Here is a 25331-nt window from a genome sequence, read left to right as displayed (position 1 = left end):
GGAAGGAGAGCACCCGTGGGCAGGCACGCGAAGCCCCACAGCCCCAAGGAGCAGGAGCCGCAGGAGGATTCCGGCGGCGACGAGCATCGCCCGAGCAAGGGGCGGCACGCGAAGGACAGGCAGCGCCGCACCCCGGCCGAGCCGGCGCAGTCCCTGTCCGGGCCGGCCGGGTAGAGACGGAGCTCGCGCCGGCCGCAGGCTCCGTCCCGTTTCGAGCGAGGGGGTGGGTTCCCCGCGGCCCACCCCGTACCCGGCGGGCGTCAGGGCCAGTCGCGGGCCGGGCGCAGGGGCACGCCGGAGCGGCCGTTCTGGTCCAGCTTGACGCCGAGCACCTGGTGGAGCTGGACCTTGTTGCGTTCGAAGCCCACGATGCAGCCGGCCATGTACAGGGCCCACACCCGGGCCGTGCCCATGCCGACCTCCTGGACCGCGTCCTCCCAGTTGGCGTCCAGGTTGTCGCACCAGTGGCGCAGCGTCTTGGCGTAGTGCTCGCGCAGGTTCTCCTCGTGGCGGATCTCGAAGCCGAGGTCCTCCATCTGCCTGATCAGCCAGCCCACCGACTCCAGCTCGCCGTCGGGGAAGACGTACCGGTTGATGAAGCCGCCCTTGTTGAACGTCTTCTCCTTGCCGGTCGGCCGGGTGATGCAGTGGTTGAGGATGCGGCCGCCCGGCTTGAGCTTGCCGTACAGGAACTCGAAGTACGAGGGCACGTTCGCCTTGCCGATGTGCTCGGTCAGGCCGATGGAGCTGACCGCGTCGAAGCCGGACTCCTGGACGTCGCGGTAGTCCATGAAGCGGACCTCGGCCAGGTCCTGGAGGCCGGCGTCGGCGATCGCCTTCTGCGCGTACTCCGCCTGCTGGCGGCTGAGCGTGACGCCGAGGGCCTTGACGCCGTACTCCTTGGCGGCGTGCATGACCATGCCGCCCCAGCCGCAGCCGACGTCGAGCAGTCGCATGCCGGGCTTGAGGCCGAGCTTCCTGGCCACCAGGTCGAACTTGGCGTACTGCGCCTCCTCCAGCGTCGAGCTCTCCTCCGGGAAGCAGGCGCACGTGTAGGCCATGGACGGGCCCAGCACCCACTCGTAGAACCGGTTGGAGACGTCGTAGTGGTGATGGATGGCCTCGGCGTCACGCTGCTTGGCGTGCCGGGAGCCCAGCCTGGCCAGGGCGCTCTGGCGCATCTCCTGCGGAGGCGGCGGCACGCGCATGAGGAGCGGCTTGACGCCCAGGGCGCGCACGGCGTCGATCTTCTCGGAGGTGGTCAGGTCGTTGGTGGTGATGTTCCACATCCGGTCCAGCAGCGTGTACATGTCGCCGTGGACGTCGATGTGGCCGGAGATGTAGGCCCTGGCCAGCCCCAGCTCCCCCGGAGCCTGGGCCAGATAGCCCACGGCTATCGGGGATTTCACCTCGATGGCCAGGTCGGCGCCGTCCGGCCCCGCCTTGCTGCCGTCGTAGGCCATGAACGAGATGTTCGCGTTCGAGCCGACGATCTTCTCAAAGATGGATGCGAGAGCCATCTGCTTGCTCACCTTCCCCGTACACACTTTTCGTACAGGTCCAGCAGGCGCCCATTCGGGTCGTATTCCCGCTTGACCGGCCAATAGGCATCGCCGTTGTACAGCTGCCAGAACTGCTCACGGGCGTAGAACGAGGTCGAGTAAAGCGACTTGTGCCCGTCGAGGTCGTGCACCGCACGCTCGATGAGCCGGTTGTAGTAACCGTCGAACTGCCCCCGCGGCAGTGGCACCATTCCCCAGAAACCGAAGTTGACGTAGAGCTTGCCCGGCTCTAGCGGGTAGACCGGCCAGCGGGAGCTCGCCCGCAACGGGCACATCCACACCGGGGTCATGCCCACCTTGTCGTGGAAGAACTCCAGGAACTCCGCGCCGCGCTCGACCGGCGTCTCGACGTCCTGGATGACCGACTCGCTCACGGGCTGCCCGCGCCACCTGTCGACGCGGGCCGTCAGGCCGTGCCTGCGGTCGAGCGCCACCAGGCGCCGGTAGACGTCGGAGCGCATCCAGCGGCGCGGCATGAGCGAGCGGACGACCGGCTGCTGCACGCCGAAAGCCCGCGAGCACCAGAACCAGTCGGTGTCCCAGCGCCACAGGTAGTCGCGGACCGTCAGCCAGTCGCGGCTGCGCTGCCTGATCGACTGGTAGTAGATCCGCATCCCGGTGTAGTCGGAGATGTAGGGCGCGCGCTCGGCGAAGCGGCCCAGCGTCAGGTACATCTCCCCGGGCTCGAAGAACACGCCGTCCACGAAGTCGACGCGCTCGCCGTCGTACACCATGCTGTCGCAGATCTCCTGCATGGCCAGCATGCACTTGCCCGCGTCGGTGAACTTGACGTGCGTCAGGTGCACGTACGGCTGGACCTTGCGCAGCTTGATCCTGATGCGCAACGCGTAGCCGAGCGTGCCGTAGGAGTTGGGGAAGGCGCGGAACAGGTCGCGGTGCTCGTTGTCGTCGCGGGCCACGACGACGCGCCCGTCGCCGGTGAGGATCTCCAGCTCCTCCACCGACTCGTGCGGCAGCCCGTCCCTGAAGCTGGTGGACTCGATGCCGAGCCCCGTCACCGCACCGCCCAGCGTGATCGTCTTGAGCTGCGGCACCACGTACGGCATGAGCCCGTACGGCAGCGTGGCGTCGACCAGGTGCTCGTACGTCGTCATGCCCTGGACCTCGGCGGTCATGGTCTCGGGATCGACGCTGATGACCTCGTCGAGATCCCGGGCCGAGAGCTTGGCCGTCCTGCCGCCGTCGCGGAACCTGAACAGGTTGGACGTGGCCTTGGCCAGCCGGGGCGCGGCGTCGCCGGGAATCTCGGCGTACGACTGCCTGATCTGCTCTACTGCCCGCCGGTGTGTCGACATCGTCGTCGTCACGAAAGCACCCCCTTGAGCTGGTAGAGATCGTCCGTAAGACCGTATCTCCCAAGGGCGAGGTCGAACAGACCGGGGTCGTTAAAGACACGAAAACTGTTCATCGTGCCAGGTGGATTCCGCTATGCGATAGGCGATCGGGTAAACCTCCTGGAGATCACGGGCGATACGCCGTTCACCACGCCTTCCACCGCGCGCCCCTCGACGGCGGCGGCGAGGTTGCCGAGGACGGCGGTGACCAGGCGTCCGGTGGACTCCGGCGTGACGCCCGCGACGTGCGGGGAGAGCAGGACGTTCGGCAGGTCGCGCAGCGGGTCGCCGGCCGGGAGCGGCTCGACGTCGAAGACGTCCAGCGCGGCCCCGCCGAGGTGGCCGTCGCGCAGCGCCTCGACGAGCGCCCCCTGGTCGACCACGCCTCCTCTGGCCGCGTTGACGAGCAGGGCGCCCTGCTTCATGCGGCGGGGGTCGACCAGGCCGCGGGTCTCGTCCGACAGCGCGATCACCACGATCACCACGTCGCTGCCGGACACGAGCGCGTCGAGGTCCTGGTAGCCGGGGTCCTCGCGGGGTGTGCGGGTCCAGTAGGTCACCTCGCAGCCGAGCGCGCGGAACAGCCGCGCGCACATGGCGCCGATCGGGCCGTAGCCGATCACGCCGGCGCGGCGGCCGTGCAGCTCGTGCGGCAGCAGGCCCTGCTGGGGCCACTCGCCGGCGCGTACGGCCGCGTCGGCCGCGGCCAGCTTGCGTGACAGCGCCAGCGTGGCGGCCAGGCACCACTCCGAGACCGCGCCGGCGCTGACGCCGGGCGTGTTGGCCAGCGGCACCCCGGCCGCGGCCAGGGCCGCCAGGTCGTGGCCGTCCACACCCACCGACGGCTGCTGCACGAACGCCAGCCCGGGCGCCGCCGCGACCGCCTCCGCGTCCATGACGAGCGTGCCCGTCCAGTCACCGAGCACGATCTCCGCGCCGGGCAGCGCCGCCAGCAGCGCGTCCCTGTCGCGGGACGCCGGCAGGCGCAGCGTCACCCGGTCGCCGAGCGGGGCGAGCAGGTGGCGCATGGCCTGCTCGGGGAGCGGCGGGAGGGCGAGCAGGTTCCAGGGGCTCATCCCCCCACAGTAAAGCTGTTGATCACCTGCCGCATCAGTGGCCTGTTGCGCTGCCACTGCTCCTCGGTGACGGTCCACGACAGCACGTACGCGGTGTCGCCGATCGCCAGGGCCCGGCGGACCTCGTGGTAGCGGGTGCCGGGGCGTACCCAGGGGGCGTCGCCCGCCTCGCCCGCCGTCCAGGAGAACTCCCACTGCACGGCCTTGACGCCTTGGTGCGTGACCGTCCTGCGGCCGCGGTTGACCACGTTCTGCGCGTTCTGCCGCAGCGCCTCCTGGCCGTCGCGGATGATCTGGTGCGGGTCGAGGCTGGCGTACACGGCCTCGACGCCGAGGTGGGCGTTGCCGTCCCTGCGGGTCCACTCGGTGTACGCCTCGCCGAGCGCGCCGCGCCAGCCGGTGGGCCGCATGATCGACCAGCCGTCCCGCGACTGCCACGCCCGCACCGCGGGCGCCGCCCTGGTCGCGCTGGGCGACGGGGTGGCCGAGGGCGTCGCGCTCGGCGTCGGCGCCGCGGTGGGCGAGATCGCCTGGGTCGCGGCGGCCGGCTGGGTGGTGGCCCGCGGCGTGCCCTCGGCGGGCGAGGCGGTCCTGAAGTAGACGACCGCGCCGCCCGCGAGCACCAGCACCACCGTCGCGGCCGCCGCGAGCAGCGCCCGGCCGGGGCCCTGCCGCTGCTTCTTCTTCTCCGGGACGTCGAGGTCCTGGGCCGGGGGCCTGGCGGCGATGATGGCCGCGAGCAGCCGGTCGGCCTCCTCGGCGTCCAGGCGGTCCTGGGGCTCCTTCTGGAGCAGCCCCTTCAGGACCGGGTGCATGATCGGCGGGATCCTGCGGTAGTCCGGCTCCTCGGTGAGCAGCGCGTTGAGCGTGGCCATGGCGTCGCCGCGCTCGAACGGCGAGCGGCCGACCATGCACGCGTACAGGGTGGCGCCCAGCGACCACAGGTCGGACTCGGGGCCGGCGTTCTCGGCGCGTACCCGTTCAGGCGCCAGGAAGCTCGGCGAGCCGGTCACCATGCCGGTCCTGGTCAGCGAGACATCGCCCTCGACCGTGGCGATGCCGAAGTCCATGAGCACGGCCCGGCCGTCCTCGGACAGCAGGATGTTGCTCGGCTTGACGTCACGGTGCAGGATGCCCGCCGCGTGGGCGGTCCGCAGCGCCGACAGCACCTGCCTGCCCACGTCGGCCGCCTCCCGCACCGGGAGCGCGCCCGTGGTGAGCACGACCTGCTCGACCGTCGGATGGCTGACCAGCTCCATCACGATCCACGGCCGCCCGTCCTCCTCGATCACGTCGTACACGGCGACGACCGAGGGATGGTTGAGCTTGGCCGCGGTACGGGCCTCGCGGGCGGTCCTCAGCAGCTGCCGCTCCTGGTCGCCGGGCGACATCGTCTCCGGCAGGAGCACTTCCTTGATGGCCACCTGCCGGTTCAGCAAAGTGTCGTGGCCTTCCCAGACCACGCCCATCCCCCCGCGGCCCAGTTCGCGCAGCAACTGGTAGCGCCCTGCGATGAGCCGGTTGCTATCCGAAACCATTTCCTACCCCTGTTGACCACCCGACAGTGGGCAAGTTTCCCATACCTCCCAGATCTTCGCCGGAAGGTCGGTAAGGCCGCTTGCACCAGTTCACCGAATGTTGTTCTACTGGGGCAGGGTCCACAGCCGAGGAGGGGTCGATGCCTGAGGTTCGCCGAGGTCCGCTGTCCGGGGTGCGAGTGCTGGAGCTCGCCGGCCTCGCCCCTGGGCCGTTCGCGGGGATGATGCTAGCCGATCACGGGGCGGACGTCCTGCGGATCGACCGGGTCAAGGCGGTTTCCGACCGCCCGCGCACCGATGTCATGGATCGCGGCAAGCACACGATCGGGCTGGATCTGAAGGCGCCCGAGGGGGTGGCCACGTTCAAGGAGCTCGTCCGGCACGCCGACGTCGTGATCGAGGTGTTCCGGCCGGGGGTGGCCGAACGGCTCGGCATCGGGCCCGACGACCTGCACGCGATCAACGAGCGGCTGGTCTACGGCCGGATGACCGGCTGGGGGCAGGACGGGCCGCTGGCCCCGACCGCCGGGCACGACATCGACTACATCGCCGTGTCGGGCGTGCTGTCGATGCTGGGCCGCGAGGGGGACAAGCCGACCCCGCCGATCAACATCCTGGGCGACTTCGCCGGCGGCGGGCTCATGCTCGCGTACGGCGTGCTGCTGGCCCTGTTCGAGCGGGAGCGCACCGGCCTGGGCCGGGTGATCGACGCGGCCATGGTGGACGGCGCGGCGATCCTGTTCTCGATGTTCTACCAGGCGGTCCAGGGCGGGCACTGGGGGCCGCACGGCACGAACCTGCTCGACACCGGCGCCCCGCAGTACGACACGTACGAGACGGCCGACGGCAAGCACGTGGCCGTGGGCTCGCTGGAGCCGCAGTTCTGGGAGGCCATGGTCACCCTCATGGGCCCGACCGACCTGCCCGACAGGAACGACAGGGCCCAGTGGCCCGCGCTCAAGGCCCGCCTGGCCGAGGAGTTCAGGAAGCGGACGCGGGCCGAGTGGGAGGAGCTCTTCGACGGCTCCGACGCCTGCGTCTCGCCCGTGCTGTCGATGGCCGAGGCGCCCGCCCACCCGCACAACGCCGCCCGCGGCTCCTTCGTCCAGGTCGGCGGCGTCACCCACCCCGCGCCCGCGCCGCGCCTGCTCGGCGTGCCGGCGCAGGACCTCTCCCCCGCCACCCGCCTGGCCGACCTGTCCGGCTGGGGCCTGTCCCAGGAGGAGGCGGACAAGCTACGCAGCCAAGGGGTACTCGCATGATCGACTTACTCGACGGCGACCTCTACGCCGGTGACCCGTCCCCCGTCTACGCCTGGCTCCGCGAGCACGCGCCCGTCTACCGCGACGAGCCCAACGGCCTGTGGGGCGTCTCCCGCCACGCCGACATCTCGGCCATCGAGCGCGACCCCCGGCTGTGGACCAGCACCGCCGGCTACCGCCCCCAGCTCCCCTCGGAGCCGTCCATGATCGGCCTGGACGACCCCGAGCACGCCGAGCGCCGCCGCCTGGTCTACCGCCGTTTCACCCCCCGCCACGTGCACGCCCGCTACGCCGCCCGGGTCCGCGAGGTCGTCGTCGAGCTCATCGACCGCGCGCTGGAGCGGGGCACGGTGGACGCGGTGAACGAGCTGGCCGCGCCGCTGCCCGCCCGCATGATCGGCTGGCTGATCGGCTTCCCCGACGAGGACTGGCCCCGGCTCAAGCACTGGTCGGAGACCACGATCGTGGCCGGCGGCGGCCTGCGCTACGTCACGCACGAGGCCGCCGTGGCCGCCGGCGAGTACGGCCAGGCCGTGCTGGAGCTGGCCGCGGAGCGGCGCGCCCACCCGCGCGACGACCTGCTGTCCCTGTGGTGCGCCACCCCCGGCTACGACGACGAGTGCCTGGCCAACGATGCTCTGCTGCTGCTCGACGGCGGCGCCGAGACCACCAGGACGGTCATCGCCACCACCATCGACGCGCTGATCCGCCACCCGGACCAGTGGCGCCTGCTGCGCGCGGACCGGGGCCTGATGGAGGGGGCGGTGGAGGAGTTCATCCGCTGGACCACGCCCGTCCTGAACATGTGCAGGGCCGCCACCCGCGACACCACGCTGCACGGGCAGCAGATCCGCGAGGGGCAGCAGGTGCTGCTCATGTACGGGTCGGCGAACAGGGATCCCGAGGTGTTCGGCGACCCGGACGTCTTCGACGTGACCAGGAAGCCGGGCGGGCACATCGCGTTCGGCCTGGGCACGCACTTCTGCCTGGGCGCGGCCCTGGCCAGGCTGGAGTTGCGGATCTTCTTCGAGGAGTGGCTTGACCGGGTGGGGTCGGCCGAGTGGGCCGACTCCGGCGGGCCGCGCATCCTGCCCAACGCCTTCGTCAGGGGTGTGACGTCGTTTCCCGTGGTGCTGCGTAGCTCTTGAGCGCGATCGAGTCGTGCAGGCGCACCCCCTTGCTGCCGAGCTTGATCGCGGCCCTGGTCAGGGCGACGGGCAGGCGGTTGACCAGCCGCACGCCCTGGGTCATCGTCCACAGGTCGGACCGGCTGCCCGGCACGATCCGCTTCGCCGCGTTCATCGCGAAGGTGCGGCTGCGGCGCACGTACTCGCCGATCTCGGCCTCGTACGCCGGGTAGGCCCGCGTGTGGTCGCCGCCGTGTGCGGCCAGCTCCCCCGCCAGCACGTACGCCCCCACGACCGCCAGGCTCGTGCTGCCCCCGACGGCGGGCCCCGGGCAGTAGCCCGCGTCGCCGACGAGGGTCACCCGGCCGCTCGACCAGGTGTCGAGGCGGAGCTGGGTGATCGAGTCGAAGTAGAACGCGGGCGTGCGGTCCAGCTCCGCCAGCAGCCTGGGCACCTCCCAGCCGAGGCCGGCGAAGTGCTCGCGCAGCAGTTCCTTCTGCCGGGTGACGTCCCTGTGGTGGTAGTCGAGCGGCTGGGGCGTCCTGAAGAAGAACCCGGCCCGCGCGTCGTCCAGGTGCGCCGCGCCGTACATGACGGCCATCCTGCCCACCGCCGCGATGCCCTCCATGTGGTTGTCGAGCCCCAGGAAGTTGGGCACCGAGATGACCGCGAGGTAGGCGCCGACCCAGTGGGTGAAGCGCGACTCGGGGCCGAAGACCAGGCGGCGCACGTTGGAGTGCAGGCCGTCGGCGCCGATCACCAGGTCGAACCTGTCCGGCTCGCCGCGTTCGAAGGTGACCTCGCCCTCCTCGGAGATCGAGGTGATGGAGTCGCCGAAGACGTACTCGGCGTCGTGGCGGGTGGCCTCGTAGAAGATCTCGCTCAGGTCGTCGCGCATGATCTCGACGTGCCGGTCGGAGACCGCGCCCAGGATGCGCCGCAGCTCCAGGTCCACGCGGGCGCCGCGCTCGGTGTGCAGGGTGAGCCGCTCGGTGCCGGTCTTCCTGGCCACGACCTGCTCCAGCACGCCCATCCGCTCGACGATGTCCATGGCGGGCTTGAACAGGTCGACCGCGTGGCCGCCCGCCTTGCGCAGCGCCGGGGCCCGTTCGACGACGGTGACGGTGAAGCCGTACCTGGTCAGCCAGTACGCGAGCGCAGGCCCCGCCACGCTCGCCCCGGAGATGAGAACCCTCATGACCCCTCCTTACCTTCCGTTAAGTAAGGACGCTAGCACGCTGACTTACTTAACGGAAGGTAAGGACTATCCTTGATCCATGCCCAGTGACACCAAGGCGCGCATCCAGGCGGTCGCCCGCGAGCTGTTCGTGCGGCAGGGCGTGCAGAACACCAGCCTGCGCCAGATCTCCGACCGGCTGGGCATCACCAAGCCCGCGCTCTACTACCACTTCTCCTCACGCGACGACCTGGTGCGCAGCATCGTGCAGCCGCTGGTCGAGGACATCGAGGGGTTCCTGCGGGACCGGGCCGTGGAGAACGATCCCCGCGAGCTGCTCGGCGACTACTTCGAGCTGATCTGGCGGCACCGCGAGGTGATCGTGATGATGGTGCGCGACCTGTCCACGCTCGGCTTCCTCGACCTGGGCACGCGCATGTTCGAATGGCGGCGGGAGCTGGTCGCCAGGTTGCTGGGGCCGGAGCTCGCGCTGGAGCAGCAGATCCGCGCGACGGTGGCGCTGGGGGGCATGTCGGACTGCGCGGTCGAGTTCGCGCAGCTGACGCTGGAGGAGGTCAAGCCGACGGCCGTCGAGGCGGCGGCCGTCGCGCTCGGGTTCCGTCAGACGGCCACGTAGAGATCCACCCCGTCGGGGTGGTGCACCTCCAGATCCGTCGTGAAGGCACGCGCCGGCGTGCCACCGGACTCGGTGTGCTTCCACACCGCCTGCCACGACTCGACCAGGGCCTGCGGCATCGGGCCGCGGACCTCCAGCCTCAGCGCGTGAGCGGCCGGCACGCGTACGGCCACCATGCCCTCCGGCAGCCGCGGCACCGTGCGCACGCCCGTGCCGACGATCTGCGTGAAGGCCCCGTGATGGTCGCTCTCGTAATCGGTGAGCACCGCGTACAGGTTCTCGTCGACGCGGCCGGGCACGTGCGCGAAAGCCCCTGGCGCACCGGCCCGCTGCCACAACGCGGGCAGTTTGGCCCGAGCCGGATCCAGCTCGTCGGCATTGGTGGTGCGTACGGCGAAACCGACCACCACCAGTTCGGCCCGTTCGGTGACGTTCACAGGCCCTCCCTCCCCCAAAAGTGTCCCGGCCGATCATAAGGCCCCGCGAAACGGGGAAAAGCCTTGTTGACCTGTCAGCACATAAGATGGATGAACGTGAGATTTCTCAACGACCTCGAGCCGCATTACGACCTGACCTATAGCGACGTGTTCATGGTCCCGTCGCGTTCCGCGGTCGGTTCCCGGCTCGCAGTCGATCTTTCGACGAACGACGGCACCGGCACGACCATTCCGATCGTCGTGGCGAACATGACGGCCGTCGCCGGCAAGCGCATGGCCGAGACCGTCGCGCGGCGCGGCGGCATCACCGTGATCCCGCAGGACATCCCCCTCGACGTCGTGGCGAACGTCGTCGACTGGGTCAAGAACCGCGACCTCGTCCACGACACGCCCCTTACCCTGACCTCGCACGACACCGTCGGCGAGGCCCTGCAACTGCTGCCCAAGCGGGCACACGGCGCGATCATCGTCGTCGACTGGGAGAACCGCCCCGTCGGCGTCGTCACCGAGGCCGACTGCCGCGACATCGACCTGTACACGCAGCTCTCCCACGTCATGTCGAGCGAGCTGCTCACGCTCCCCGCCGGGCTCGACCCGCGCACCGCCTTCGACCGGCTGCACGAGGGCCGCCACCGCCTGGCGCCCATCGTGGACGCGGAAGGCCGGCTCGTCGGCATCCTCACCCGCACGGGCGCCCTGCGCGCCACCCTCTACGAGCCGGCCGTGGACGCCGAGGGCAGGCTGCGCATCGCCGCCGCCGTGGGCGTGAACGGCGACGTCGCCGCCAAGGCCAAGGAGCTGGTGGAGGCCGGAATCGACTGCCTGGTCGTCGACACCGCGCACGGCCACCAGGAGAAGATGGTCTCCGCCCTGCGCGCCGTCACGGCCCTCGACCCCGGCGTGCCGGTCGCGGCCGGCAACGTGGTGACCGCCGACGGCGTGCGCGACCTGGTGGACGCCGGTGCCGACATCCTCAAGGTCGGCGTCGGGCCCGGCGCCATGTGCACCACCCGGATGATGACCGGCGTCGGGCGGCCGCAGTTCTCCGCCGTGCTGGAGTGCTCCGCCGAGGCCCGCCGCCTGGGGCGGCACGTGTGGGCCGACGGGGGCGTGCGGCATCCGCGCGACGTGGCGCTGGCCCTGGCCGCCGGGGCGTCGAACGTGATGATCGGGTCGTGGTTCGCGGGCACGTACGAGTCGCCGGGCGACACCCATGTCGATGCGAACGGGCGCGCGTACAAGGAGAACTACGGCATGGCCTCGGCGCGGGCCGTGCGGTTGCGGACGGCCGAGGACTCCGCGTTCGAGCGGGCCAGGAAGGCGTTGTTCGAGGAGGGCATCTCGACGTCCAGGATGTACCTCGATCCGAAGCGGCCCAGTGTGGAGGACCAGATCGACGCCATCGTGGCCGGGCTGCGGTCGTCGTGCACGTACGCCGGGGCGTCGAACCTGGAGGAGTTCCACGCCAAGGCCGTCGTGGGGATCCAGAGCTCGTCGGGGTACGCCGAGGGCATGCCGCTGCATCAGAGCTGGTGAGCCACCGCCGCGGCCCCTGGGCCGTCGGCGCGGCTTTTGCCGTCGGCGCGGCCCCGTGCTCAGGGTTCGGGCGGTCTCATCACGTCCTGCGCCAGCCGCCCGCGGCATTGATCCCGCCGTCCACGTGCAGCGTCGTGCCCGTCACGAACCTGGCCAGGTCGCCGGCCAGGAACAGGGCCGCCGCGGCGGCGTCGCAGGGGTCGCCCAGGTGGCCGAGGGGCGGCACGCGTACCGGCTCGTAGGGGAGCGGGCGGGCCAGCATGCGCTCGCGCACGCCCGCCTCGCCCTCGGTCCTGATCGCGTCGGGGGCGATGGCGTTGACCCTGATGCCGCTGGGGGCCAGCTCCAGCGCCAGCGACTTCGTCAGGCTCGCCACGGCCGCCTTCATGGCCGCGTACACGGCGAACCCGGGCGCGGCCTGGTGCGCCTCGCTCGACGTCACGTTGATGATCGACGCGCCCGGGGACATCATCGGCAGCAGAATCCGAACCATGCCGGTGACCTGCGTGAAGTTCTCCTCGATGAGGATCTGCTCGCCGCGCGGCGAGGTGTCGGCGAACCCGGCGTGGAAGGTGCCGCCCGCGTTGTTGACCAGCACGTCCACGCGGCCCCACCGCTCGCGTACGGCCTGCGCGAACACCTCCACCGCCACGTGGTCCCGCACGTCGAGCGTCATCGCCAGCTCGCCGTCCGGCTTGTCGCGGTCGCAGACCGCGACGTGGGCGCCGAACGCCGCGAACGCCTCGGCGATCGCCAGGCCGATGCCCCTGGCCGCCCCGGTGACGACGGCCACGCGGCCGGTGAGCAGGAACGCGTCGGGAGAAAGGGCGGCCATGAACGTTGACCATATCCCGAGCGCATAGAGTCGTCGGGTCCATTCTCTTCAGAGAACAACCGTCAACAGGAGCACTTTCGTGGCACTCCAGAAGCCCGAGATCGATTTTCCGGGCGGCGAACCGCCCAAGGACCTCGAGATCGAGGACCTGACCGTCGGCGACGGCCCCGAGGCCAAGCCCGGCCAGAACGTCCGCGTCCACTACGTGGGCGTGTCGTTCTCGACCGGGGAGGAGTTCGACGCGTCGTGGAACCGCGGCGACGCGTTCGAGTTCCCGCTGGGCGCCGGGCGCGTCATCGGTGGCTGGGACCAGGGCGTCGCGGGCATGAAGGTCGGCGGCCGGCGCAAGCTGGTCATCCCGCCGCACCTCGGCTACGGCACCCGCGGCGCGCCTCCGCGCATCAAGCCGAACGAGACGCTCATCTTCGTCGTCGACCTGCTCGGCGTGAGCTGACACCTCCGCGAGGAGGCGCCGGGCCGCCGCCGGCAGCCCGCCGGCCCGGCGAGGCGCCGGTGTCCTGGTGGCCCGGCGCCTTCCCCGTTTTCGACACATCGCGTGGATATGCCGTTATCAAGTGGGGAAATGTCGCCGGCGTAAGGCACCATAGGCGTGTGCTTCTGATCGACGTGGTCCGGGTGTCCGAGGCGGTGACGCGCACGTCCGCGAGGCTCGGCAAGGTGGGTCACCTGGCGGAGCTGCTGGGCCGGGTCGGTCCGGAGGAGGCGGAGATCGCGATCTCCTACCTGTCCGGCGAGCTGCCCCAGCGCCAGGTCGGCGTGGGCTGGCGCACGCTGGAGGACATCCCGCAGCCCAAGCTGGCCGCCACCGCCACGCTCACCGACGCCGACCGGTTGCTGACCCGGATCAAGGCCGTCTCCGGCCCCGGCTCCCAGGCCGCGCGCAAGGCGCTGGTGGCCGAGCTGTTCGCCGGGCTGACCAGCCAGGAGCAGCAGTTCATGCGGCGGCTGCTGCACGGCGAGCTGCGCCAGGGCGCGCTCGACGGCGTCATGATCGAGGCGGTCGCCAAGGCGTCGGGCGCCCCGTCGGCGGACGTCCGCCGCGCGCTGACGCTGCGCGGCTGGCTCCCGGCCGTCGGCGCGGCCGCGCTGAGCGGCGGGGTGGCGGCGCTGCACGCGTTCAAGCTGGAGGTGGGGCGCGCGGTCGCGCCCATGCTGGCGGGCAGCGCGCCGAACGTGGCCGCCGCGCTGGAGAAGGCCGGCGCTCCGGCGGCGCTGGAGTGGAAGCTCGACGGCGTACGCGTCCAGGCCCACCGCTCCGGCCCGGAGGTGCGGGTGTTCACCCGTACGCTCGACGACATCACGCCGCAGGTGCCCGAGCTGGTCGAGGCGGTGCTGGAGATGCCGTCCGGCGACCTCGTGCTCGACGGCGAGGTGATCGCGCTGCGGCCCGACGGGCGGCCGCATCCGTTCCAGGTGACGGCCAGCCGCGTCTCCAGCAAGACGAACGTGGCCGCGCTGCGCTCGCAGACGCCGCTGAGCGTGTTCTTCTTCGACGCGCTGCGCGTGGACGGCGCCGACCTGCTCGACCTGCCGTACGCGCAGCGCCAGGAGGTCCTGGCCCGCACGGTCCCGCAGGGCCTGCTGACGCCCCGGCTGGTGACGGGGGAGGTCGCCGAGGCCGAGAAGTTCTTCATCGACGTGGTCAAGGCCGGTCACGAGGGCCTCGTGGTCAAGTCGCTCGCCTCCACGTACGCGGCCGGCCGGCGTGGGGCCGGCTGGATCAAGGTCAAGCCGCGTCACACGCTCGACCTGGTGGTCCTCGCGGCCGAGTGGGGGCACGGCCGCCGCGAGGGCAAGCTCTCCAACCTGCACCTGGGTGCGCGCGACCCGGAGGGCGGGTTCGTGATGCTCGGCAAGACGTTCAAGGGGCTGACGGACGAGCTGCTGGCCTGGCAGACCGAGCGCTTCCTGGAGCTGGCCGAGGGGCCGACGGACGAGTGGACGGTGCGGTTGCGGCCGGAGCTGGTCGTGGAGATCGCGTTCGACGGGGTGCAGCGCTCGCCCCGCTACCCGGGAGGCATGGCGCTGCGCTTCGCCCGGGTGCTGCGATACCGCCCGGACAAGCGCGTCGAGGACGCCGACACCGTCGAAACGGTGCGCTCCCTGATGATCTGATCGTTTCCGCGTTCTCCGGAAACGATCAGATCCACCGCGTATGGTCGGCCTTCAAGGCACCCCGTGCGGCATAAGTGAGAAATTTCACTGGATGTCCCATTAAGTTGCCTTTACCTGCTCTTTGTCGCATATGTTCGTGCCCATCGCGCGGGATCCCCCATCCCGCAGCGGGATCGGCCGCCGCACGCCCCCACCCCTCACGGCCCAGGCCTTTCCCTGCCCTATCCCCTACCTAGGACCGTGGTTTACCTTGGGCCAGCACACCCGCAAGCCGTCCCGACAGGATCGCAAGCCCTCTCCCCAGGCCCCCAAGCCACCTGCCCAGGACCGCGAGGCGTCTGCTCAGGACCGTGCGCGGTCAGGTCAGGGCCACAAGCTCACCGCGAACAAGCGCCGCTGGACCACCGTCGCCGTCAGCGCAGCCGTCCTCGCGGCCGCCTCCACCACCGCATGGGCCGCCATCGGCAACGACGACTCCCCCGCCCGGACCACGGCCCTCTCCCCGAAGCCGGCCTCATCCCCGGCCCCCGAACCCCCAGCGGCGGCCGCCCAGCCGGACACCACCCGGTCCCCACAGCCCGGCACACGCTCCCCCGCCCAGCCCGTGGATCCCTCCACAACCTCCTCACGATCGGACGAGACCTCGCGGCCCGCCCGAACGCCGGCCAAGCAGACGGAGTCGAAGACCGAGACCGAGACCGAGACCGAGACCGAGACCGAGACGGCGGAGGCGGAGGCAGAGGCGGAGGCGACGAAGCCGAGGTACCGCGTCCTGTCCTCCGGCCGCTGCGGCGCCTCCTACTACGGCGAGCCCCAGATGACGGCCAGCGGCGAACGCTTCAACCCCGCCGCCATGACCGCCGCCCACAAGACCCTTCCGCTGGGCAGCAAGGTCCGCGTCACCAACCCGGACAACGGCGAGTCCGTCACGGTCCGCATCAACGACCGGGGCCCGTACATCGGGGGACGCTGCCTGGACCTGTCCAGGGCCGCCTTCGCCGCCATCGGCAACATCAACGCCGGCGTGATGCGGGTCAAGTACGAGGTGCTGGGCCGCTGAGGCCATGGACAACTCCGACAGCAGGTCTCCGCAGGGCGGAAAGGGCATTTCGGTCCGGCTTGGCCGTCACTTCACCAGGCGGATTGTCAGCGGATAACGGAAATCGCCCTCCGACAGCGCCGAGACCCCGCCGACGACGGCGAGAACCACCGCCGCGACCCAGATGAACGGCACCAGCACGATGCCGACGAAGGTCAGCGGCAACAATACCGAGGCGCCTACGACCGTGATCTGGAAGTTGAGTGCCTCGAGGGCGTGCTTGCGGATGTAGGGCGAGGTCTTGCCGCCGGTGAGCAGCAGGAGCAGCGGGCCGAGGATCGGGAATCCGACGATCGGCAGCGCGTGGGCGAGGGCTCCGCCGAGACGTTCGTTGCTCTCCGCCGTGCCCGGCTGCGACGCCGGATGCGGGAGCGCGGCGGCGGCCCTGGGCACGGCCTGCGGGCCGTACAGCTCGTTCATGATGGGCACCAGGTCGCCGTGCGTGCGCGCCGTCATGGCGCGCTCCAGGCGGTCGTCGAATTCGAGCTTGTCGAAGCGGCCTTCCGCGTAGGCGGCTTTGACGTGCTCGACCACGTTCTCCCGGTCCTGGTTGGTGACGCGCAGATGAGCTGGCGGCACCTGTCCCGGCCCGGGGGTTTTCGGTACCCCAGCCATTGTCGTCATGCCTCTCCTTAGGGAATCGAACCGTCACCACCCATACTGCGTCGCGGATACCTCCGGTGCCATCGGGAGAATCCCGGATTCGTCCCCGAGATCATCCCCGACGCAAGCGCTCCAGACGGTATAAAAAGGATTCATGAGATGGCGAGACCGCTACGGCATTCGTCGACTGCGCGGCCGCAAGATCGCGAAGTTCGACCGAGAGGCGACAGACGCCGACATCGAGGCGCTCATCGCCTTTGCCCGTTCGCGGCGCGGTGTCGAGTTCTACGTCGAGCCAGAGACATTTGCCACCGATACGACCGCTGTGGCGGTGGCCGACGATGGCGAGTGGACCAGGCGCAGGGTCGGCTCGCCGGCTGTGATCCACAAGGTCGCCCGCGATCTTGCCTTGCCTGTCTACGACGTTCAGCTCACCGGGTACCCGCCGCGGATGCGTGCGTACAACGAGCGTCGCAGGAAGGAAGAAGGCAGCCTCTGACCCCTGCCGTTGTGGTTCAGGCTGACTCCGCTGTGCGGCCGGTCGCGTTCAGCGCGCCGGCCAGCTCGCGGCGTGAGGTCACGCCGAGCTTCATGAACACTTTGCGCAGGTGCCATTCGACGGTCCGCGGGCTGAGGAACAGCTGGGCGCCGATCTCGGGGTTGCTCCGCCCGGCGACGGCGAGCTGCGCGATCTCCGCCTCCTGGGCCGTCAGCTCGTCGAAGGCGTCCACCCTGCGCCGCCGCACTCGTTCCCCCGCCGCGGCCAGCTCCCGGCGCGCCCGCTCGGCGAACGCGTCCATGCGCATCTCGCCGAACAGCTCGAGCGCCTGCCGCAGCTGATCCCGCGCGGCCACGCGGTGGCCGGCGCGCCGCAGCCACTCACCGTAGAGCAGGTGCGCACGGGCCAGTTCCGGACGCACTCGCGTCGGCGACAGCCTCTCTATCGCCTCGCGGTACAGGCGATCGGCGTCCGCCCCGTCGCTCAGCAGCGCGCGCAGGCGCGTCTCGACGCCGAGTGCCCAGTCGGTGCCCGCGGCGGCAGTGCCCTGGCGAAGCCGGTCGAGCGCGGCGCGTGCCGCCTCCGGACGGCCGGCCCTGGTGGCCGCCTCGACCAGCTCGATCCTGGCCCAGTCCGAAACGAACAGCTCAGGGGTGTCGTCGGTAGCCTGCTGGGCCGCCACCAGCGCCTCCTCGTACCGGCCGAGGCCGTTGCAGAGCATGGCGGTGGCCGACCGGGCGTACTGCACGGCGCAGCCCTGCCCCGCGGCCTTGGCCTCCGAGATCGTCACGTTGATCAGCGTGCGGGCCTCGGCCTCACGTCCCCGCGCGCCCGCGAGCATGAGCCTCGCGTACGAAGCGATCCGCGACCCCGTCGCCTGGGTGACCGCGCCGGCTTCGGCGATCAGCAGGGCCGCGCCCCTGAGATCTCCGCCCACGCACAGAGCCTGGGCCAGGACGTCGAGGGCGACGGGCAGCACGCTGAGCGCGCCCGATTCACGAGCGATCCGGATCTGACGGGTCAGGGGGCCGGCCCAGGCCTCGTAGTCCCACACCATCACGGCCGCCGCAGTGGAACGAACGACCTCCTGGATCGTGGCCGCGCTGTCTCCGCCGAAGCTGTCCGCCGCCTGCCGGAGGAGGGACGCGGCCGCGTCACGCCCGCCGGTCACGGCGAGTGCGAGGCCGTCCAGGAGGAGATCGGCGGCCTCCGGAGGACCTTCAGGGCGCGGGCAGGCAAGGGCCTGGCCGGAGATCTCGGCCATGCTGGTGCCGCGCGTCATGGCACCCGCGAACAGCGCCGCGCTCCAGGCGTCGAGGTAGGTCTTGCGCGCCAGCCCAGGGTCGAGGGGCTCAAGCGTCCGCGCCGCTTGTAGCAGCAGCAGGGGGCCTTCGCTGCCGCGCGTCTGCCAGTACCTGGCCTGGGCGCGCAGCAGGTTCGCGCGGGCGCGTTGCAGGTCCCCGAGCGGCCCGGCCTCCGCCGTGGCCAGCAGCCCCAGCGCGACGTTGAAGACACCCGCCTGAACGCTCGCCCCCGCGGCGGTGAGCGCACGCTCCGCCCGCCGCACCGGATCCGCCGTCAGCGCCACCGCGCGTTGCAGGAACGAAGCCGCCGCCGCCAGGCCACCACGGGCCTGCGCCTGACCGGCGGAGCGTTCCAGCTCGGCCGCGACCTCCTCGTCCGGGCCTTCCGCGGCGGCGGCAAGATGCCAGGCCCGGCGAGCGGGATCGGTGTCCCGGTCCGTCGCCTCGGCCAGCGCCAGGTGCGCCGCCCGCCGGTCCTGCGCCTGGGCCGAGCGGTACACCACCGTACGCACGAGGGGGTGACGGAAGACGACGCGCTCGCCGATCGTCATCAGCCCGTCGGTGTACGCCGGGTCCGCCGCCGCGGGCCCGATGCCCAGCCGGTCCGCCGCGCGCCACAGCAGCAGCGGATCACCGAGTGGTTCCGCCGCCGCCACCAGCAGAAGCGCCTGGGCCGGGGCGGGGAGCGCCTCGACTCGGCGGCGGAAGCTCTCCTCGATGCCGGCTGAGACCTCCGGCCACCTGAACGGCCCGAAACCCCCCGCCAGCTCTTCGACCGGCAGCCCGCGCGGCAGCTCCAGCAGGGCGAGCGGATTCCCGCGCGTTTCGGCCACGAGCCGGTCGCGTACCTGCTCGTCCAGAGGACCGGGCTGAGCCCACTCCAGCAGTGCCCGCGCGTCGTCGGGCTCCAGGCCGTGCACCGTCAGCTCCGGCAGCGCGGCGAGGGTCTTGTCGTCGCCGGGCTCCCGCACGGCGAAGACCATCGCGACCGACTCGGCGACCAGCCGCCGGGCCACGAAGGCCAGCGTCTGCGCCGAGGCCCTATCCAGCCACTGCGCGTCGTCGATCACGCAGACGAGCGGCCGTTCCTCCGCCACCTTCGACAGCAGCGTCAGCACTGCCAGGCCGACCAGGAACCGATCGGGGGCGCCCCCGCCCCGCAGGCCGAAGGCGATCCGCAGCGCATCCGCCTGCGTGTCCGGCAGCGCGGGCAGGTGGTCCAGGAACGGTGCGCAGAGGAGGTGCAGGCCCGCGAACGCCAGCTCCATCTCCGACTCGACGCCCGCCGCCCGTGCCAACCGGCATCCGGAAGCACGGTCGCACAGCTGATTCAGCAAGGCGGTCTTGCCGATGCCGGCTTCCCCCCGCAGCACCAGGACCTCGCTCCGGCCGGTCCGTACGCCCTCCAGCAGGCGGTCCAGGGCTTCGCGTTCGCGGTGCCGGCCGCGCAGGTCAGGCAGGGGGTCTTCGCGCACCCGGCCAGGGTATCGGGCATCCTTTTCCGGCTTGCCGGCCGGCCCGGGGGGCTCACATCAGGGTGCGGGCGTACTCGGAGTTGGTGTAGTCGCGCCACTCCACGATGCGGCCGTCCCGCAGGCGGTAGATCGCCATGTTCTTGATCGGGGCGAGCGGGCGGCCGGGCAGGGCGAGTCCGTGGAGCTGTTCAGCGATCACGATGTCGCCGTCGACCGCCTGGTGGAGGGTGGTGAACTCGACGCGTTCCATGGCTGAGAAGACTCCGGCCCAGAGGCCGACCACGGCGTCCCGGCCCTTGATCTGGGGGCTGCCGTAGTTCTCGAAGACGATGTCCTGATCGAAGTAGGGGGCGAGCTTGGTGGCGTCCTTGAGGGCGAAGAGGTCGAGGAACTGCTTGATGGTGGTGTCGTTGTCGGTGGTTGCCGGGGTGGTGTTCATGGTTGTCGTTTCTGCCTGGTGAGGTGGACGCGCGGCTGAGGACGGGGTGGCGGTGGGTCTCCTGGTCTGGAAGCGGGAGACCCACCGGGCCACCTGGTCAGCGCAGCTTCCTGAAGGTCTCCCGGAGGTCGCCGGCGAAGGCTTCGGGGTTCTCGTAGTGGACGAAGTGTCCGCCCTTCATGTGGGCGTTGACGTTGATCACGTTGAAGGAGTCGCGCGTGGGGCCGTTCTCGAAGGCGGCGATCCGCTCCTCGACGGTGTTGACGCCGGGCGGGTAGGCGTCGCCGAGGAGGAAGGTGAAGCCGGCCGGCGGCTCGACGACGGGCCGGCGGTCGTGGGAGGGCACCCACGGGTAGCGCACCGCGTTGCGGTACATGCGGATGGAGGAGCCGATGGCCTGGTTCACCCAGAAGGCGGTGGCCTCGGCCAGGATGAAGTCGCGGGGGAAGTTCGCGGCGAAGTCGCCTCTCTTGTCGCTCCACTTCTTCCACCGCCGCAGCAGCCAGGCGAGCATGCCGATGGGCGAGTCGTTCAGGCCGTGGGTGAGGGTCGAGGCGTCGAGCATGTGCACCGCGACGTGCGAGACGTAGGTGCTGACGAGGTTCTCCAGGCCCGCGCGCAGCTCCGGTGTGGCGTCCTCGGGGATCTTGGCGCCGTCGGTCAGGTCCCAGAACCGCTCGTTGGCGAACTGGCCGGGCGGCAGGTCCTGGCCGTAGTGCAGGCCGATGATGCTGTCGGCGTACTTGTGGCCGAGCGCGCTGGTGACCAGGGCGCCGTAGTCGGAGCCCGCCGCGGCGTACTTGTCGTAGCCGAGCACCTCGGTCATCAGCTTGTGCATGATGTCGGCGATCTTCCAGTAGTTCAGGTCGCCCCTGCCGACGGGGGTGGACCAGGCGAATCCGGGCAGGTCGGGGATGACGAGGTCGAAGGAGTCGGCCGGGTCGCCGCCGTGGGCCGCCGGGTCCGTCAGCGGGCCGACGAGCGGGAGGCTGAACCCGCTGGACCACGGCCAGCCGGAGTGCACGGCGAGCGGGACGGGGTTCGGGCCCTTGCCGCGTACGTGGTAGAAGTGCACGGGCGTGCCGTCGATCTCGACCTTGTACTGGTCGTAGGTGTTCAGCCGCTGCTCCTGCGCACGCCAGTCGAAGCCGTCCGCCCAGTACTCGACGAGCGGCTTGAGGTAGGCGGTGCTGATTCCGTAGTACTCCTCCTCGTTGTCCAGGTCGTCGAAGAAGCGGGTCCTCCTCAGCCGGTCCCTGAGGTCGTCCAGGGCCTCCTGGGGAACATCGATCTTGTACGGCTCCAGGTTCATGACAAGGCTCTCTTTCTTGTGTGTCGGCGGGGTTCAGGCGGTGAAGTCGAGGCGGATCCGGGTCTGCTGAAGTTCGGCGATGTACCAGGTGCCGTCCGTCTTGACGAAGCGGGCGTGGTAGTGGCCGAAGCCGTGCATGCCTCTGAAGGGGATGTCGTCGGACACAGGGGCGTCCTCGGGCCTGGTGACGATGTCCTCCATCGCCCACACGCCGTGAGCGCCGGTCGCCGAGTCGACGTCGATCTCGTCGGAGAACAGGTGATGGACCAGGGTCACGCCGGGGCCCCCGCTCGCGCCTACCGTGGCCGCGATCCCTTCCCGGCCCTCCATGTGCAACCAGACCGATCCGTCAGGTTTGTACGGGGTGAACGTGCCGTCCGGCGTGAACAGATTCGCCAGGTCCTGCCAGCGTTGGTGGTCCGCGTAACGAACGTAGCGAGCCATCAGACGACGCAGCTCTTCGACAACGCTCAGACGCTCGATGGCATCCATGATCGATCATCCCCTCTACCGACGAGGCGCCCAGTGCTGCGGTACAGCCGGCTGGGGCCGTCGAACGGACTACTCTGCGATCCCACTTCTGGACTCAGCGGTCCACTCATCATGCGACTCGAAAAATGGACCCGCAAGTCCAAAAATGGGGACGCCGGCTCCTCGAACCCGGCCTCGACCACCCTCGCCGGAGCCGGCGCGGGCAGGACCAGGGTGAGTCACTGGCCGAGTCCCTGGCGCCGCACCCGGCCGCCGGGACGCGTGACCAGACCTGTGGCCGGGCCTGTGGCCGGACCTGTGGCCGGACCTGCGCCCGGTCATGCTCTGGGCCACGCGAACCCGCCCCTCCATCCGCACCCGCGAACCGAGGTCCCCGACTGGCCAGGGACGAGCCTCACCCCAGGGAGTCGACCAGTGATGCACCCGGGTCCTGCCGGCGGTCCCGCCCGGCGAAGCTGACCGGCATCGGCTGCGGGACCTGGGCGGTGAAGGGAGCGGGGCGTGGATTCAGCCACGACGACGTTGGTCGGCCGGGAGGGTGAGCAGGCGCGGCTGGCCGCCTTCGTGGAGGCCGCCGCGGGGCAGGCCCTCGTCGTACGGGGCGAGGCCGGGGTCGGCAAGAGCACTCTGCTCGACTACGCGGTGGGGCTCGCGCGGCAGAGTGGCCACCTCGTCATCCGGGCCACCGGCGTCGAGGCGGAATCCGAGCTGCCCTACGCCGGCCTTCACCAGCTGCTCCATCCGCTGCTCTCCGGTGCCGTGCGGCCGGACGACGGCTGCCGTGCGGTCTTCGACGCCGCCTTCGCCCAGCATGAAGGCAAGCCGCCGTCAGTCATGGCGCTCGGCGTCGCCATGCTCGGCCTGCTGTCCCGTGTGGCGGCGAAGCAGCCACTGCTGCTGGTCCTCGACGACGGCCAATGGCTGGACGACCCCAGCGCCGACGTCTGCGGGTTCGTGAGCCGCCGGATCGCCGACAGCCCGGTGAAGCTGCTGGTGGCCGTCCGCGCCGACATCGCCTCCCGCTTCGACACGGGGGCGCTGCCGGAGAGGCTGGTCGGCGCGCTCTCCGACGATGACGCGGCGCGCCTGCTGGATCGGCACCATCCGGCATTGGGCAAGCACGCCCGGCAGATGGTGCTGGACCAGGCCCAAGGTAATCCCCTGGCGCTCCTGGAGCTGCCCGCCCACGGTGCCGGCCACCCCGGCGACGAGCTGCCGCCAGGTGCCTCCGGCCGGCACGACGTGCCGCTGCCCCGGCGGCTCCAGCTCCTGTACGGCACCCGCATCGCCGCCCTCAGCGACACCGTCCGCGCGGAGCTGCTGATGGGCGCTCTCGACGGTGTCGGAGCACGCCCGGGCGACGCGGGCCCGGGTCCGCGCTACCGCATGCGCAACGTCGACGAGGCGGTGGCGTGCGGCCTGCTGGACACCGAGCCTGTCACCGACGACCTCACCTTCCGCCATCCGCTCGTACGGTCGAGCGTCGTGCAGCTGGCCACGCCCAACCAGCGCCGCGCGGCGCACACGGCGCTGGCGCAGGTGCACCGCGACAACCTCGAGCGGCGTGCCGTACACCTGGCGGCGGCCACCCTCGATCCCGACGAGGAGGTGGCCGAGGTGCTGGAGGCGGCGGCCGGTTCGGCGACCCGTCGTGGCGGCGCCATCGCGGCCGTGGCCTGGCTGACCCGCGCCGCCGAACTGAGCGAGAACCACGCCGACCGCTCCAGAAGGCTCGGTGACGCGGCGTTCGTCGCCGGGCACGCCGCGCTCCTCGGCCAGGCGCGCAAGCTCGTCCTGTACGGCACCGCACCCGACTCGGCCGGGTCCCCGGCCTCGGTCCTGGCCACGGCCCACCTGGCGCTGTACCAGGACGGCGACGTACGCTCCACCCACCGGCAGGTCACGGCGGCGATCGAACGCCTGCGCAGCTCTGCCCAGCCCGGCGAGGTGCTCGCCAGGCTGGTGATCCTCTTGCTCGCCATCAGCCAGTACGCCGCCGACCGCGCCCTGTGGCAGCGCGCCCATGAGCTGCTCGACTCCCTGGGTGACCTCGTCACGGAGCAACCACGCGTCTACAGCAACACCTGGAGCGACGTGGTCAGGCACGGGCAGGGCTGGTCAGAGCCGGTGGAGCGGGCGGCGGCCGACCTGCGGGGGCGGGAGCCCTGGGAGGTCACGCACCTGGCCGTGTCGGCGTACCACCTCGACCTCCTCACCCAGTACCGCCCCTACCTGCAGCGTGCCGTGGCCCGCGAGGTGGAGACCGGTGCGGTGTTCAGTGGGATGGCCATGCTGAACCTGACCATGCTGGACCAGATGGCGGTCGGGGAATGGGAGGCGGCCGAGCGCACCGGCATGCGGGCGCTGGCCCTGGAGATGGAGCACGGCCACGAGCTGTTCGCGCACCAGACGCGTGGCTACCTGGCGCAGCTCGCGGCGCTGCGCGGGCAGGTGGGAACGGCTCGGGACCTGCAGGCCGTGGTCGACGCCTGGGCTCGCCCGCGCGGGATCGGGTTCCTGACCCAGCTCGCCGACGCCGCCGGTGTGACGGCCGCGCTGAGCGCCGGCGACTACGAAACCGCATACCTCTACGCCATCGGCATCACGCCACCGGGAACGTTCGCGCCCTACGCCGACCAGGCCTCCCGGACCCTGCTCGACCTCGTCGAGGCCGCCATGCGCACCGGCCGCACGGACCAGGCCCGCCGCCACGCGCTGGCCGCCCGCGATGCCGGCCTCCCCGGGCTCTCCCCACGCTTGGCCCTGATCACCTACGGGGCGCTGGCGATGACCGCCGACGGGGACGAGGAAGCCGCCGAGATGTACGCGCGGGCCGAATCCCACGAGGCCGCGGCACGCTTCCCGTTCGAGCTGGCCCGGATCCGGCTCGCGCACGGGAACCGCCTGCGCCGCACCCAGGGCCGTGCGGCAGCACTGCGGCTCCTGGTCCTCGCGGCCGAGTCGTTCGATCGGCTCGGCGCCACCGGCTGGGCGGAGCGGGCACGAACCGAACTCCGGGGCACCGGGGCGGCGCCGCGCGTCTCCACGCTCAGCCTGGCCTCGTTGACGTGGCAGGAACGCCGGATCGCCGACCTGGCCGCCGGTGGCCTGACGAACAAGGAGATCGGTAAGCGGATGCACCTGTCGCCGCGTACCGTCAGCTCGCACCTGTACCGCGTCTTTCCCAAGCTGGGCATCACGACGCGCGCCGCACTACGCGACGCCCTGAGCAGGATGGACGAAGTCACGTCGCCGGTCTGACCGGGGTATCGGCAGCCGCTGCGGGCTCGGTGAACCTCCGGCATCCCTGCCCGGCCGCCACCCTCGCCCCAGCCACCAACCCGGCCGGGCGCCACCCTCCACCCAGAGCCCCAGCCGCCGCCCCGGCCAGGTACCACCCTCGCCGCAGAGATCCAGCCGCCGCCCTCGG

22 protein-coding genes are annotated in these 25331 nt (G+C 71.1%); 10 read left to right on the top strand and 12 right to left on the bottom strand.

Annotated features, from left to right (window positions below):
* Nucleotides 1–15: 15 nt before the first annotated feature.
* Nucleotides 16–174: a hypothetical protein gene (locus tag HD593_RS12465; protein ID WP_185102322.1), complete on the top strand. Its 159-nt coding sequence runs from the start codon at nt 16–18 to the stop codon at nt 172–174.
* A gap of 86 nt (nt 175–260) precedes the next feature.
* Here the strand turns inward: HD593_RS12465 and HD593_RS12460 are convergent, their stop codons facing one another.
* The 4 genes from HD593_RS12460 to HD593_RS12445 all read right to left on the bottom strand — a co-directional run bounded on the left by HD593_RS12460 (nt 261) and on the right by HD593_RS12445 (nt 5531).
* The gene (locus HD593_RS12460; protein WP_185102321.1) at nt 261–1520 is read right to left on the bottom strand and encodes an SAM-dependent methyltransferase; all 1260 of its coding nucleotides are present in this window, start codon (nt 1518–1520) and stop codon (nt 261–263) included.
* An 8-nt stretch (nt 1521–1528) separates the two neighbouring features.
* Nucleotides 1529–2878: an FAD-binding oxidoreductase gene (locus HD593_RS12455; protein WP_185111799.1), complete on the bottom strand. Its 1350-nt coding sequence runs from the start codon at nt 2876–2878 to the stop codon at nt 1529–1531.
* 131 nt (nt 2879–3009) lie between these two features.
* Nucleotides 3010–3993, bottom strand: a complete 984-nt coding sequence (locus tag HD593_RS12450; RefSeq protein WP_185102320.1) for an NAD(P)-dependent oxidoreductase — start codon at nt 3991–3993, stop codon at nt 3010–3012.
* The gene (locus HD593_RS12445; protein WP_185102319.1) at nt 3990–5531 is read right to left on the bottom strand and encodes a serine/threonine-protein kinase; all 1542 of its coding nucleotides are present in this window, start codon (nt 5529–5531) and stop codon (nt 3990–3992) included. The genes HD593_RS12450 and HD593_RS12445 overlap by 4 nt, the downstream gene beginning before the upstream one ends.
* Before the next feature lie 140 nt (nt 5532–5671).
* Between HD593_RS12445 and HD593_RS12440 the strand changes: the two genes are divergently transcribed.
* Both HD593_RS12440 and HD593_RS12435 read left to right on the top strand, forming a co-directional pair.
* Entirely contained in the window at nt 5672–6793 is a 1122-nt protein-coding gene (locus HD593_RS12440; protein WP_185102318.1) for a CaiB/BaiF CoA transferase family protein, read from the top strand.
* Nucleotides 6790–7941 (top strand): cytochrome P450, encoded by a 1152-nt coding sequence (locus HD593_RS12435; protein WP_185102317.1) that lies wholly within the window; start codon nt 6790–6792, stop codon nt 7939–7941. Before HD593_RS12440 ends, HD593_RS12435 begins: the two co-directional genes overlap by 4 nt.
* Here the strand turns inward: HD593_RS12435 and HD593_RS12430 are convergent.
* Nucleotides 7898–9118, bottom strand: a complete 1221-nt coding sequence (locus HD593_RS12430; RefSeq protein WP_185102316.1) for an FAD-dependent monooxygenase — start codon at nt 9116–9118, stop codon at nt 7898–7900. The genes HD593_RS12435 and HD593_RS12430 overlap by 44 nt on opposite strands.
* A 79-nt stretch (nt 9119–9197) precedes the next feature.
* On the opposite strand from HD593_RS12430, the gene HD593_RS12425 reads away from it, so the two are divergent.
* Complete coding sequence (locus HD593_RS12425) at nt 9198–9734, top strand: TetR/AcrR family transcriptional regulator (protein WP_185102315.1); 537 nt, start codon at nt 9198–9200, stop codon at nt 9732–9734.
* Here HD593_RS12425 and HD593_RS12420 read toward each other — a convergent pair.
* A complete protein-coding gene (locus HD593_RS12420; RefSeq protein WP_185102314.1) occupies nt 9719–10171 on the bottom strand; it encodes a GyrI-like domain-containing protein in 453 nt (150 codons plus the stop codon). The genes HD593_RS12425 and HD593_RS12420 overlap by 16 nt on opposite strands.
* Nucleotides 10172–10267: 96 nt before the next feature.
* Between HD593_RS12420 and HD593_RS12415 the strand changes: the two genes are divergently transcribed.
* Complete coding sequence (locus tag HD593_RS12415) at nt 10268–11707, top strand: GuaB1 family IMP dehydrogenase-related protein (protein WP_185102313.1); 1440 nt, start codon at nt 10268–10270, stop codon at nt 11705–11707.
* Nucleotides 11708–11786: 79 nt separating this feature from the next.
* Here HD593_RS12415 and HD593_RS12410 read toward each other — a convergent pair whose 3' ends face one another.
* Complete coding sequence (locus tag HD593_RS12410) at nt 11787–12542, bottom strand: SDR family NAD(P)-dependent oxidoreductase (protein ID WP_185102312.1); 756 nt, start codon at nt 12540–12542, stop codon at nt 11787–11789.
* A 79-nt stretch (nt 12543–12621) separates the two neighbouring features.
* Here HD593_RS12410 and HD593_RS12405 point away from each other — a divergent pair, with 79 nt between their 5' ends.
* The 3 genes from HD593_RS12405 (at nt 12622) to HD593_RS63325 (ending at nt 15738) form a co-directional block, all read left to right on the top strand.
* Nucleotides 12622–12996, top strand: a complete 375-nt coding sequence (locus tag HD593_RS12405; protein WP_185102311.1) for an FKBP-type peptidyl-prolyl cis-trans isomerase — start codon at nt 12622–12624, stop codon at nt 12994–12996.
* Between the two features lie 158 nt (nt 12997–13154).
* On the top strand, nt 13155–14678 hold the full coding sequence (locus tag HD593_RS12400) for an ATP-dependent DNA ligase (protein ID WP_185102310.1): 1524 nt from the start codon (nt 13155–13157) through the stop codon (nt 14676–14678).
* A gap of 250 nt (nt 14679–14928) precedes the next feature.
* On the top strand, nt 14929–15738 hold the full coding sequence (locus tag HD593_RS63325; RefSeq protein WP_281402453.1) for a septal ring lytic transglycosylase RlpA family protein: 810 nt from the start codon (nt 14929–14931) through the stop codon (nt 15736–15738).
* 66 nt (nt 15739–15804) lie between these two features.
* Here HD593_RS63325 and HD593_RS12390 read toward each other — a convergent pair whose 3' ends face one another.
* Nucleotides 15805–16392 (bottom strand): DUF1707 and DUF4870 domain-containing protein, encoded by a 588-nt coding sequence (locus HD593_RS12390; protein ID WP_185111797.1) that lies wholly within the window; start codon nt 16390–16392, stop codon nt 15805–15807.
* 142 nt (nt 16393–16534) lie between these two features.
* Here HD593_RS12390 and HD593_RS12385 point away from each other — a divergent pair, with 142 nt between their 5' ends.
* A complete protein-coding gene (locus tag HD593_RS12385; RefSeq protein ID WP_185102309.1) occupies nt 16535–16879 on the top strand; it encodes a hypothetical protein in 345 nt (114 codons plus the stop codon).
* A gap of 16 nt (nt 16880–16895) precedes the next feature.
* Here the strand turns inward: HD593_RS12385 and HD593_RS12380 are convergent, their stop codons facing one another.
* The 4 genes from HD593_RS12380 to HD593_RS12365 form a co-directional block, all read right to left on the bottom strand.
* Entirely contained in the window at nt 16896–19658 is a 2763-nt protein-coding gene (locus HD593_RS12380) for a helix-turn-helix transcriptional regulator (RefSeq protein ID WP_185102308.1), read from the bottom strand.
* A 52-nt stretch (nt 19659–19710) separates the two neighbouring features.
* Nucleotides 19711–20097, bottom strand: a complete 387-nt coding sequence (locus tag HD593_RS12375; protein ID WP_185102307.1) for a nuclear transport factor 2 family protein — start codon at nt 20095–20097, stop codon at nt 19711–19713.
* Between the two features lie 97 nt (nt 20098–20194).
* Nucleotides 20195–21409, bottom strand: a complete 1215-nt coding sequence (locus HD593_RS12370; RefSeq protein ID WP_185102306.1) for an epoxide hydrolase family protein — start codon at nt 21407–21409, stop codon at nt 20195–20197.
* A 33-nt stretch (nt 21410–21442) separates the two neighbouring features.
* On the bottom strand, nt 21443–21901 hold the full coding sequence (locus HD593_RS12365) for a nuclear transport factor 2 family protein (RefSeq protein WP_185102305.1): 459 nt from the start codon (nt 21899–21901) through the stop codon (nt 21443–21445).
* Between the two features lie 501 nt (nt 21902–22402).
* On the opposite strand from HD593_RS12365, the gene HD593_RS12360 reads away from it, so the two are divergent.
* Complete coding sequence (locus HD593_RS12360) at nt 22403–25162, top strand: helix-turn-helix transcriptional regulator (protein ID WP_185102304.1); 2760 nt, start codon at nt 22403–22405, stop codon at nt 25160–25162.
* Nucleotides 25163–25331 lie beyond the last annotated feature (169 nt).

The organism is Nonomuraea rubra, from assembly GCF_014207985.1.
Lineage (GTDB): Bacteria > Actinomycetota > Actinomycetes > Streptosporangiales > Streptosporangiaceae > Nonomuraea > Nonomuraea rubra.
This window is presented reverse-complemented; position numbering and strand designations above follow the sequence as displayed.